This window comes from Syntrophomonas sp. DTU019 (assembly GCA_913757435.1).
In the GTDB taxonomy this organism is placed as follows: domain Bacteria; phylum Bacillota; class Syntrophomonadia; order Syntrophomonadales; family Syntrophomonadaceae; genus DTU019.
In genome coordinates this window covers 120917-132096 of sequence record CAJYDM010000003.1, presented here as the reverse complement: position 1 = coordinate 132096, position 11180 = coordinate 120917, and the positions used below count along the sequence as shown (strand labels likewise).

General features: G+C 49.7%; 10 protein-coding genes and 1 other annotated feature. All 10 genes read left to right on the top strand.

What is annotated here, in order from left to right:
* Positions 1–171: 171 nt before the first annotated feature.
* The 10 genes from AC15IQ_RS09510 to AC15IQ_RS09465 all read left to right on the top strand — a co-directional run bounded on the left by AC15IQ_RS09510 (position 172) and on the right by AC15IQ_RS09465 (position 11117).
* On the top strand, positions 172–876 hold the full coding sequence (locus AC15IQ_RS09510; protein WP_483178763.1) for a FadR/GntR family transcriptional regulator: 705 nt from the start codon (positions 172–174) through the stop codon (positions 874–876).
* A gap of 136 nt (positions 877–1012) precedes the next feature.
* Positions 1013–2968 carry a sigma-54-dependent Fis family transcriptional regulator gene (locus AC15IQ_RS09505; RefSeq protein WP_483178762.1) on the top strand — a complete coding sequence of 652 codons (1956 nt, stop codon included), beginning with the start codon at positions 1013–1015 and terminating at the stop codon, positions 2966–2968.
* 433 nt (positions 2969–3401) lie between these two features.
* Positions 3402–3657 (top strand) — a binding site (T-box leader).
* 121 nt (positions 3658–3778) lie between these two features.
* Positions 3779–4321 carry a 2-oxoacid:acceptor oxidoreductase family protein gene (locus AC15IQ_RS09500; protein WP_483178761.1) on the top strand — a complete coding sequence of 181 codons (543 nt, stop codon included), beginning with the start codon at positions 3779–3781 and terminating at the stop codon, positions 4319–4321.
* A gap of 42 nt (positions 4322–4363) precedes the next feature.
* Positions 4364–4621, top strand: coding sequence for a 4Fe-4S binding protein (locus AC15IQ_RS09495; protein WP_483178760.1), 258 nt, complete (start codon positions 4364–4366; stop codon positions 4619–4621).
* A gap of 4 nt (positions 4622–4625) precedes the next feature.
* Entirely contained in the window at positions 4626–5771 is a 1146-nt protein-coding gene (locus AC15IQ_RS09490) for a hypothetical protein (RefSeq protein WP_483178759.1), read from the top strand.
* A 116-nt stretch (positions 5772–5887) separates the two neighbouring features.
* Positions 5888–6826 carry a thiamine pyrophosphate-dependent enzyme gene (locus AC15IQ_RS09485; protein ID WP_483178758.1) on the top strand — a complete coding sequence of 313 codons (939 nt, stop codon included), beginning with the start codon at positions 5888–5890 and terminating at the stop codon, positions 6824–6826.
* Between the two features lie 230 nt (positions 6827–7056).
* Positions 7057–8577, top strand: a complete 1521-nt coding sequence (locus AC15IQ_RS09480) for a spore germination protein (protein ID WP_483178757.1) — start codon at positions 7057–7059, stop codon at positions 8575–8577.
* A complete protein-coding gene (locus AC15IQ_RS09475) occupies positions 8574–9815 on the top strand; it encodes a Ger(x)C family spore germination protein (protein WP_483178756.1) in 1242 nt (413 codons plus the stop codon). Before AC15IQ_RS09480 ends, AC15IQ_RS09475 begins: the two co-directional genes overlap by 4 nt.
* The gene (locus AC15IQ_RS09470; protein ID WP_483178754.1) at positions 9793–10917 is read left to right on the top strand and encodes a GerAB/ArcD/ProY family transporter; all 1125 of its coding nucleotides are present in this window, start codon (positions 9793–9795) and stop codon (positions 10915–10917) included. The genes AC15IQ_RS09475 and AC15IQ_RS09470 overlap by 23 nt, the downstream gene beginning before the upstream one ends.
* Before the next feature lie 29 nt (positions 10918–10946).
* Positions 10947–11117 carry a hypothetical protein gene (locus AC15IQ_RS09465; RefSeq protein WP_483178753.1) on the top strand — a complete coding sequence of 57 codons (171 nt, stop codon included), beginning with the start codon at positions 10947–10949 and terminating at the stop codon, positions 11115–11117.
* The last annotated feature ends 63 nt before the right edge of the window (positions 11118–11180 follow it).

The following is an 11180-nucleotide window of genomic DNA, read 5'->3' as shown; positions in this document are numbered from 1 at the left end:
ACTGCAACGTTAACTGATTGTTACACTGTTAAGTTTTTGTTACAGTCTTGAACTACCTAAAATAAAGTTTTTTCTGGCGAACAATCAAATTTTGTTGTATACTCAAATCAAGGTGGTATATTGGTATACCACCTACTGGGAAAGTCCTATTAAACGAGGTGCAATAGCCATATGTACAAGCCCATTGCCAGAGCAAGCGAGGCTCAGTCGGTAAGACTTTATGAGATTATTATTAATCGAATTAAGGCTATGATCTTGGATGGCAATCTGAAGGTAGGCGACAAATTGCCTTCAGAACGTGAACTGGCGGAGATGTTTCAGGTCAGCAGGGTGCCGGTGCGAGAAGCCCTAAAAGTTCTGGAGTTCATGGAAATCATACAGAATATACCCGGTGACGGTCTGTACCTTAAATATGTTGATATAAATGATTTACTATTGAAAATCGATTTTATGATAGAAACCAGCAGCGATATAATCTCTGACTTGTTTGAAGCCCGGCAGGCCATTGAACTAAAAGCGGTTGAACTGGCATCGGCCAGACGGACTGAGGCCGATATACAGGCCATGGACGACATTCTCAACGAAATGGCAGCCGATATTGCAAGAGGGGGAGACGGCATTCAGGCCGCCACCCAGTTCCACACTGCCATTAGCAAGGCTTCTAAGAATAAGGTGCTCACTCGAATAAATGATCTCTTGAACACGTTGACAGAGATGTCCCGGGAAACCTCACTGAAAGAACACGGGCAAGCCCCGGTAGCTCTGGTTTTTCACCGGCAAATCCTGGAGAAGATCAAAGAACAGAATATACTGGAAGCCAAGCAGCTCATGCAAGAACACCTGGATATGACTGAAAGAACTGCTTTTCATGATTAGTCACAGTTGTACCTAGACGTAGTGAATTTGATTTGGTTATACGGGGAATCCCAGATGTTGTGGTGAATGGTGACCTTTGTTGGTATACCAATATACCGGCATACGCCATAAGCCCAAGAATTTGTGAGGTGATTTGATGCCTAAGCCCCAAGCCATTGATGCGTTCACATCTGCCAGCAGAGAGATTGACCCGGCTGTAGTCTCGTCCTGGCAGCGCTCCCAACAGGCGGGAGTCGATCCCCACCGCACGCCCTACGAACGCTGTTTTCCGTACAAAGCCGATCTTATCTACAAGTATCCCGAACTTCTGGATGTAGCCGCAATAGCCATGAATGACATCTACAAATCCTTGAAAGGCTCTGGTTTCAGTGTCTTACTGGCAGACCCAGAAGGGTGGCTGATCGAGAGCATTCCCCCCATCAAACAGCAGTGGTTGAATAATTGGAGTGAGGAGGTTCTGGGCACGAATGCTATTGGCACCTGCATCAAAACCGGAGCCGCCATTCAAATTTCCGCTGCCCAGCATTTTCATAACGATTTAGAATCCTTCACCACCTCAGCAGTACCAATAACAGATGAGCATGGGGATCTGCTTCTTGCTTTAGGCCTTATCGGGCCAAGCTATGAAGACCATACCCGGGTGCTTTCTATGCTGCATAAAGTTTCTAAAATCATTGTAAACAAATGGCAAGTGGCTGAACAAAATAAGAAACTTTCCCTTTACAGCAGCCGCCTCAAAGACATCTTCAATCTTATGGTGGATGGTGTGGTCGTAGTAAGCAGTGACGGAGACATCGAGGATATGAACCGCGCAGCGGCTAAAATTCTGGGTAATAAGGCTGGCAGTTGCAAAGCCCAGGCTTTAAAAAAGATATTTGCCGGGAAAACTTGTTTTACTTCTATGCTCAATTCAGCCAAGCCCTTCAGTGACGTCGAACTGCTATTAGACTCCCCCGCAGGCCGGGTCCATTGCCTGGCTTCAGGTCAGCCCAGCATGGATGATAAGGGTCATATCACCGGCGGAATCGTCATATTACACAGTATCGACAGGGTACACCGCATGGTCAACAGTATCTATGGAACCCGCGCCGAATTGAATTTCGATGACATTATCGGCTCCAGTCCCGCAATCAGAAACACAATAAAGCTGGCCAGGTTGGCCGCCGATACCATGAGCAATATATTGCTTCAGGGCGAGAGCGGCACCGGGAAAGAGATCTTTGCCCAGGCTATTCACAATCACAGTTCATGCTGCCAGGGACCATTCGTGGCCATTAATTGCGGGGCTATTCCCAGGGAACTGATAGGCAGTGAACTGTTCGGCTATGTCGAAGGGGCTTTCACCGGTGCCAGGAAGGGTGGCAAGGCAGGCAAATTTGAAATGGCGGCAGGAGGCACCCTGTTTCTAGATGAGATCGGCGACATGCCATTGGACCAGCAGGTGGTGTTGCTGCGCGTGTTGCAGGAGAAACTTGTAACCCGTATAGGCGATTCCAAGAGCATACCTGTGGATGTCCGCATTATATGTGCATCCAATAAAGATCTGCTGGTAGGAGTTGAAAAAGGCACTTTCCGCCAGGATCTTTATTACCGCCTCAATGTAATCTCTATTTCCATTCCGCCCTTGCGCAATCGCAAAGAGGATATCGCCCTGCTGATGCGGCACTATTTGTCAAAGCTGGGGGCCGAAGCAGTCATTGTTGATAGAATTATGAACCCGGCGATCATGCACTGTCTGAGTAAATACAATTGGCCTGGCAACGTGCGCGAACTGCAGAATATTACGGAGAGACTGGCTATTATGGCCGACTCCCAGCCACTCACTATTACCGACCTGCCCCCTGAAATATTAACTTTGCACCAAGGCTCTGTACCAGATGCAGCAGTCTTGCGGGCAGATAACATCGAAAAAGTTCCTTATCTGCAAAAAAAGCAAAATCTATTAGCGGAGCAGGAATCCGAACTGATTTTAAGCCTTCTGCAGAAGTACGGCGGCAATTTAACCCAGGTAGCCAGAGCCATGGGATTTTCCAGGACCACCCTGTATCGTAAACTGAAACTATACCATATATCTCAAAACCAACGCACATAGCCTGCCAGTTATGGTTATGGTCCTTACCCTAAGAGACTGCTATTCACCTCGTATAATTACAGGACCATTCTGCATTGCCAAGGTTCAAATTCCTGGTTGAGTAAATCCGGCGAATAATGAAACATGGACTGTAATTCCTGTAACCATACACAACCAGGGTTATCTGGACCCATCACCACAAAGCCATTCTGAACCACACGTCAGCCTCCAGGGAATGCCGGAAAAGCCTTTATAGGCCACGGCAGCAGTCTGCCAGCCCAATTCGCACACTCCCAGTTGAACAATAAACCAGTCTGGGTTAAACTTGGGCCAACTCCATATAGTTTTGCATCCCCGGTTAAGGGTGCCAAGGTTTCTAAAACAGATCACGCTGCTGTATCAAAGGAATTGTTGACAGAAAAACAGCGGGTAAGTAAAATAAATCGTATATACTAAATAGACGATGATAGGAAATAGTAAGCCTGTCCCCGGGCTACAGAGAACCGCCATCAGCTGCAAGGCGGTCGATGGGGAGAGTTGAACTCATCCTGGAGTCGCCGACCGAAATCGTTTAGAAAGTAGGCTCGGCCGGCACTTTCACCGTTAACAGGAAGCGGGCGGCGGATCGCACAGATTTCGCAACCCATAGAGTGAACGGCATCAGCCGTTAATGTGAGTGGTACCGCGGAGCATAACCCTTCGTCTCAGAATATGAGAGCGAAGGGTTTATTTTATTTTGGGGTGACATGAGTATCAGAGGATGTCTGGGTTCATTGTAAGCTTGGATAACAAATACCTCTGGCAAGCCCATGGAAGAATGGAGGAGTATTTATGTTAGAACTTAGAATCAATGGATTTGGCGGGCAGGGTTCGGTAACCCTGGCTCACCTGCTGGCACAGGCGGCGTTGGAAAACGGCGAACATGGCCAGGCATTGCCTTTCTTTGGGGTGGAACGCCGGGGAGCGCCGGTACGTGCGGCGGTGCGCATGTCCCCCACCACTATACACGCTCACAGTCAATGTGAGCTGCCCAATTTTGTGGTAGTGATGAGTGAAAAACTGGTGCAGGCGGCAGTCAATGAAGGCATCTGTGAGACCGGCACGGTCATCATCAATGCTCCCCAGGCCTTAGCGGTAAATAACTATCCCACCTGGCAGGTGGATGCCGAAACCATTGCCCGCGAAGCCGACCTGTTTTCAGCCGACGGGCCTAATATCAATATCCCCTTGTTTGGCGCGGTGTGCCGGGTCTTAAACATCCCGCAGAACATCATGGAACAAACATTAATGAACAAATGGCCGGGTGCTAACGGCCGGCGCAATCTGGGCGCAGCCGGCAAGGCTTATAATACTGTGGCTCAGATCGGCGTGTAAGGCCCAAACCCTTGATTTGAATCAGTGAAAGGAAGGAAATAAATGAGATCAGTCACCAAAGCCTACCGGCCGATTTCCTGGCCAACCCTGGGTGCCGGCGGCGACACCGGTTCATGGCGAGTGCACCGTCCAGTGGTCAACCATGAGCTATGCACCAAATGCCAGTTTTGCTGGGTCTATTGCCCGGAAGCGGTAATCGACCGCAAAAAGATAACTATAGATTATCGTTACTGCAAGGGATGCGGGGTATGCGCGGTGGAATGCCCAACTGGGGCCATCGCCATGGAAAAGGAGGAGTAGCGGCATGAAAACAGCTCAAGTCATGATGGCCACCGGCGCCAATGCCGCCGCCCTGGCCGTAAAAAGCGCCCGGGTGGATGTAGTGCCCGGCTACCCCATTACCCCTCAGACCAGCATTATGGAAGCGGTGGCTGCTATGGTTGAAAACGGTGAACTCCACGCCCGCTTCATCCCGGTGGAAGGTGAGCACAGTGTTCTGGCCGCAGCTGTGGCCGCTTCTGCGGCTGGTGCGCGGGTTTTTACCGCCACCTCCGCCAACGGCTTGTTATACATGCACGAAGTTTTACATATGGCTTCCGGAGGACGTTTGCCGGTAGTGTTGTGCAACGTAAACCGCGGTATCTTTGCTCCCTGGACCCTGTGGGCCGATCATCAGGACTCATTTAGTCAACGTGATACCGGCTGGATCCAATATCATTGTTCCTCCAACCAGGAGGTTTTCAATACTATCCTCCAGGCTTTTCGTGTGGCTGAACAGATAAATATACCGATAATGGTCAACTTTGACGGTTTTGCCATCTCTCATTGCCTGATGCCCCTGACGGTCCCGGCTCAGGAGGATATCGACCGATTCCTGCCCCCGCATCAACCGGAATGGCGGCTTGACCCTAATCACCCCTCTTCCTTCAGCAATGTCACCATGGCTTCCGAATATGCTCCCTTTAGGCAGATGCTGTCCGATGATATCATGGCCGCCATCCCGCTGGTAAAACAGGCAGCTCAGGAATATAAGGATTGCACTGGTATGTGGGATGGAGACAGCATTGAGACCTACCGGCTGGACGACGCCGAAGTGGTGGCCTTTGCAGTCAACAGCATGGCGGCTGAATTGAAGCTCTCCGTAGATATACTGCGTGAACAGGGCATCAAAGCCGGGCTGTTAAGACCGCGGCTCTATGTTCCTTTCCCTACAGAGGATATTATCCAGGCCTTGCCCGAGAATGCCCAGGTAATGGTCTTAGACCGCAACTATAACTTCGGACATCCCGGCGGCATCTTAGCCGCAGAGCTGAAAAGCGTACTGTTCGGCCGCCGCAACGATGTTATCGTCAAAAACCGGGTGATGGGGATTGGCGGTATCGATCTGACACGCCGCTTTATGGCCGAGCAGATCCTGGAGATGATGGACGACAAGAAAGGCCTGCTGTAAACAGTATTCTCACGCAGGCCTTACAGTACTTTTTTCGCATTCGTTGCCGTACTTACGGCAACGGATATACCTCCTAGAGGAATAAACGGGTTAGACCATGAAAGGAATGGGTAAATATGGCTACCAGTATCAAAAAGCTACCAGAAATAGAGCAGGTTTTAAGCGGCAACGGGGCTTGCGGAGGCTGCCCCGCCACCATGGCCTTGCGCATGGTGGGCAAGGCCTTAGGTCCCAACGCCATCATGCTATTGACGCCCGCTTGCTCAGTAGCCAGCATGGGCATGACCCCCAAGCTGGGCTACAACTGGCCTTGCATAAATATCACTTTTGCCAGTGCTGGCTCTTCCGCCTCAGGTATTTCCCATGCGCTGGAAATCATGCAAGAAAAAGGCCGCATCGAAGGTGAACTCCCTACCGTGTTTAGTTGGGTGGGCGACGGCGGCACCTATGATATCGGCTTCCAGGCTCTCTCCGCCGCTGCTGAGCGCAACGAGAATATCATTCACTTCTGCTACAACAACGAAGCTTACAGCAACACCGGTGTGCAGCGCAGCGGAGCTACTCCGCGCGGCACCTTCACCACCACCACTCCGACTGGCAAACGCCAGCCTAAGAAGAATATGGCCCATATGATGCTGGAGCACAATATCCCCTATGTGGCTACCGCCACCGTGGCTTACCCGGCCGATCTGTATGACAAGGTAGTAAAGGCCAAAAGCATCAAAGGCATGAAATACATCGAAATCCTGGCCCCCTGTTATCTGGGCTGGCAGTTTGATATGCCCGACACCGTTCAGTTGAGCCGCATGGCGGTGCGCAGCGGTGCCTGGCTGCTATGGGAAGCGGAAAATGGCAAGATCAGCTTTAGTAATCCTACCGCACATTTCATCAACGGTAAAAAAACCCCTGATCAAGTAAATGAGTACTTAATGAGGCAAGGCCGCTTTAGCCGCCTGCTTCAAGGGCCTGACGCCAAAGAGCGCATCGCCGAAATTCAGGGCGACGTGGACCGTGAGATCGCTTTCATGCGAGAACGGGCCAAGATCACTATATAGATTTAGGATAAACCACATGTGACAGGGGACGGTTCTGTGACACAAGGGAAGCGGTTAAACCGCTTCCCTTGTGTCACAGAACCGTCCCCTGTCACATCTCACATGCAGAACCGTCCCCTGTCACATGCCGGTGGGAATTCGTCCGTTACAGGGTATTTTCCATTTCCCAATTGGGCAAATTCTACCTAATATTGCAGTTTTTATTTTATCACGGGGACAGGTGTATCGATATGCAGCAAAAGGTAAGCGGAGATCTTCGTAAAGACGAACAATTATTGATTGATACTATCGGTCAAGGTCTGGATACCGAATACCGTCATTTGCTTGTTCCGGCCTTAAACAACGCAAGTGTTCTAATCGTATACATTAAAGGACTGATCAATACCACTGAACTCGAAGATGCCATTATCAGGCCATTGACCGCACCAAGTCGAAACGCCAATGAAAAAGGTGCCAAAAAAACGCCCCTCCCCGAATTCATAGAGTCAACCTTGTTCATCGCGGGAGTGAAACAGAGCCAAGACTGGACCGAAATATGTGACGCCATCGTCTCCGGGGATTCAGTACTTTTAATAAACAAATATGATGCTGCTTTTATCCTGGCCAACAGAGGTTGGGAGTCGAGAGCCATAAGCGAACCCACTTCTGAGGTAGAAATAAGAGGCCCCAAAGACAGCTTTGTGGAAAACCTCATGCCTAATATGGCGTTGATTCGGCGACGGGTCAGAGACTATGGTCTGCGCTTTGAGGGTATGCGCCTGGGCGACAGATCTAAAACCGACGTGGTTATGGTTTACATCGAAGGCCTGGTCAATGATCAGATATTGCACGAAGTAAGAACGCGCCTGCAGAAGATAAAGACCGACGCCATTATGGTCAGTAATTATATCGAGGAATTTATCGAAGACTCCAAGTATTCCATCTTCCCCAAGATGGAACGCACTGAAAGGCCTGACAAAGCCTCAGCGGCGATATTGGAAGGGCGAATCGTAATAATGGTAGATAATACGCCCTTTGTGGTCATCGCTCCGTCAGTATTCTGGAATTTTTTACAATCCCCAACTGATTACTATGAGAAATATATTCTGGGTACTTTTTGGAGATCGATCAGACTCCTGGCTATGTTTCTGGCCATATCCAGCTCATCGGCCTATGTGCTTCTGACCTCCTTTCACCAGGAAATGCTGCCGACCTCACTAGCCCTCAAGATCGCCGCTGACCGCCAGGGGGTCCCGTTTCCAGCCGCTATCGAAGCATTCGTTATGGAGGTTTTGCTGGAAGTGATGAATGAGGCCGGGCTGCGCCTTCCTAAAGCCTTGGGGCAAACCGTAAGCATAGTGGGAACCCTGGTGATCGGCCAGGCTGCGGTCCAAGCCGGTTTGATAGGCCCGGCCCTGGTTATCGCAGTGGCTACCGGCGCTATCTCATCCTATGCCATTCCCTCGTTTGCCATGAGCAGTGCCATACGGCTGTTGCGCTTCCCGGTCCTGTTTTGTTCTTCTCTATTTGGCATCTTTGGCTACCTGGGGGCGGTAATATTCATCACTCTTTACCTGATGTCACTGCGCTCATTTGGCGCGCCTTTTTACTCGCCGATAAGTCCATTTCAAAAGGATGATCAAAAGGATACCTTGCTCAGGCTGCCGCGCCCCCAAATGAAAAAGCGTCCATCCTTGGCTAAACCCCAAGACAGCGTTAGACAAACCACCACTCCGCGGAGTCAGAACAAATCAGAAGAGGGCGGGCCATGATACGCAAGTTGGTTGCATCAATATTATTAATTATCACCCTGGTGATCCCCAGCGGCTGTTGGGATATGCGAGAAATAAATGAAATCGGACTGGTGATGGCGGTGGGTATTGATAAATCCCCCCGGGACCCTAATCTGTTTCTAGTGACGGTCCAAGTTGCCAATCCCCAGGGCTCCGGTTCCAGCGGCGGCGAAAAGCAGAAAAACGAATCCCAGGTTTGGATAGCCAATGCCGAGGGAAAGACTATTTTCGATGCCATAAGGGAAATCGCACGCTTTTCCTCGCAGCGCATCATGTGGGCACATAACAATATCATTGTGGTGGGAGAATCCCTGGCCAGGGATGATATTACTCCCGTGATTGATTTTTTCACCCATAATCACGAACTGCGTATGAAAACCTGGATGGCGGTCACACCACTCAGTGCCGGCGATGTGGTCAGCAGCAATGTAGGTATGGGCAATGCCCCGGGGAGATCCATAACCGAAGTATTCCGTTTTCAGAATCTGACCGGCCTGGGTCTGCCCAGCGATCTGCTCAATGTGTATCATGATTTCACAAGTGAAAACAACAATCTATTGATCTCCAGTCTAACCTTGAACGAGGCCTTGACTCAAGCTGGTCTGGCTGACATCTCGGAAAACATTGTGGAGCAGATTGAGGTATCAGGATTGGCAGTCTTCGATAAAAATCGAATGCTGGGGTATCTTACCGCCGATGAAGCCAGGGGGCTGTCATGGTTTTTGGGCGAAAGCCCCAATTTGGTGATTTCCCTGCCCCATCCCCAAAATCAGAATAAATCCGTGGCTGTTGAAATGAACGCGGTGAAAGCTAAAATTGACTCCCGGCTTAACCAGGGTGCTCCCGAGTTTACTATTGAGATCTCGGGAAGCGGTCATATTTCCGAAGAAGACACCTTTTCCTCCTTGACCATAAACGAATTCAAAAGCACCTTGGAGAATCTGGCTGAACAACAAATCGCCGCCGAGATTCGCTCCAGCGTAAGCAAGGTGCAGAAGGAATATCGGAGTGATGTGCTTAGATTTGGCAAAACAGTCCATGTGCAGCATAAAAAAGAGTGGAATCGGGACCTAAAATACCGCTGGGCGGAAATATTCCCGGAATCTGAAGTAGAGGTGGTAGTGAAAGTCTCCATCGAATCCAGCACTCTCAATCAGGTTCCGCTAAGAAACTATAAGGAGCTGGCCAATACCAATGACCAAAGCCAAGATAAGTAGAATGCAATACTTTTTGCTCATTCCCAACCTGCTTTTTCCCAAGGCGATCGGTATAACCGCAGGGGTAACCGCAAGGCGGGTGGGGGGAGATGCCTGGACGGCCATGTCCATCGGTTTTGTAGTTGGGGCCTCAATACTTCTACTAATGATTCTCCTTAGCTCCAAATTCCCCAACCTTACATTGATCGGTATTGCGGATCAAGTGTTGGGAAAGTGGCCCAGCAAACTGGTGGGCCTTGTCTTGCTCATATTCTTCATAATTGGTTTCGCAGTATCTGCCAATGTTATGACCCTGCATCTGAAGGAGTACTTCCTGATAGAAACACCCTTTATCATTATTTGCCTGATCTACATTTTATTGTGCATGTATGGCGTTGCTCTAGGGGTCGAAAATATTATCCGCTATGCCCTGTTGGGTTTTTTAGGATGTCTGCTGATAAATATTACGATGGTATTCGGTACCATCAACGACTTCGAATGGATTAATTTCCTGCCCGTGTTTGACCGCGGGCTTATGGCCAATATCGCTGGTTCCATTTATGTTTTGGGCGACCTGGCACTGGCCATCATGGCTATAGGTATGATATTTCCCATGCTCAATGACAGCAATAAGGCAGGATGGCTAACCTTTTGGGCTTTGGCCACATCCGCTGTGATCATTATGATTTGGCCTATACTTGAATTGGGAGTGATGGGTGCCGGTGCCATGGAACAGTATGTGGTGGTATGCATGCAGCAGATCAGATGTGCTCAGTTAACCAGATTTCTCCCCCGCTATGAGCTGATCATGGTGTTCTTTTTTACCTTCGCGACTTTTGTACAGTCGGCTACCCTGTACTTTTGTGCGGTGTATAGTGTCAAACAGACGATCAGTGTTAAGAAAGACTGGTATATTGTGGTGCCGCTGGCCTTTGTACTATTGCCCGTGACCTATTTCATGGCTCGGGATCACAATGACTATGTCAATTTTCTGGATTACCCCTGGTCCCAGATATGCACCGCCTTAAGTATCGGGATTCCCCTGCTCCTATTTATCATTGCACTTGTCAGAGGGCAGTTGATGAAAGACAACCAGAGTGCCGCCGGAAGCAGCAGTGCTTGATCTGGTAAATTGAAATGGCAGGTGACGGTATGCTTGAGAAATATAAATTCTTTATATTCAACCTGGTTTTCCTAACCGTATTCGGCATTATCTTCATAATCGGGTACACTCGTCCCATTCCCGACGCGGAGGCCATTCAGAGTTATGCCCAGTCAGGCCAAAATCAAAACCAGCCTCCAGGCTGCCTGTGGTGCCCGTAGGGAGCATATCAAAGCTAGGAGGCGTTCTTTACCTCCCCCGGATAGAGTCCGCTGGAGGTGCTC

What these genes read in the sequence shown, in the direction of transcription:
- AC15IQ_RS09510 (WP_483178763.1), top strand. Translation starts at nt 172, where the DNA reads ATGTACAAGCCCATTGCCAGAGCAAGCGAGGCTCAGTCGGTAAGACTT.
- AC15IQ_RS09505 (WP_483178762.1), top strand. Translation starts at nt 1,013, where the DNA reads ATGCCTAAGCCCCAAGCCATTGATGCGTTCACATCTGCCAGCAGAGAG.
- AC15IQ_RS09500 (WP_483178761.1), top strand. Translation starts at nt 3,779, where the DNA reads ATGTTAGAACTTAGAATCAATGGATTTGGCGGGCAGGGTTCGGTAACC.
- AC15IQ_RS09495 (WP_483178760.1), top strand. Translation starts at nt 4,364, where the DNA reads ATGAGATCAGTCACCAAAGCCTACCGGCCGATTTCCTGGCCAACCCTG.
- AC15IQ_RS09490 (WP_483178759.1), top strand. Translation starts at nt 4,626, where the DNA reads ATGAAAACAGCTCAAGTCATGATGGCCACCGGCGCCAATGCCGCCGCC.
- AC15IQ_RS09485 (WP_483178758.1), top strand. Translation starts at nt 5,888, where the DNA reads ATGGCTACCAGTATCAAAAAGCTACCAGAAATAGAGCAGGTTTTAAGC.
- AC15IQ_RS09480 (WP_483178757.1), top strand. Translation starts at nt 7,057, where the DNA reads ATGCAGCAAAAGGTAAGCGGAGATCTTCGTAAAGACGAACAATTATTG.
- AC15IQ_RS09475 (WP_483178756.1), top strand. Translation starts at nt 8,574, where the DNA reads ATGATACGCAAGTTGGTTGCATCAATATTATTAATTATCACCCTGGTG.
- AC15IQ_RS09470 (WP_483178754.1), top strand. Translation starts at nt 9,793, where the DNA reads ATGACCAAAGCCAAGATAAGTAGAATGCAATACTTTTTGCTCATTCCC.
- AC15IQ_RS09465 (WP_483178753.1), top strand. Translation starts at nt 10,947, where the DNA reads ATGCTTGAGAAATATAAATTCTTTATATTCAACCTGGTTTTCCTAACC.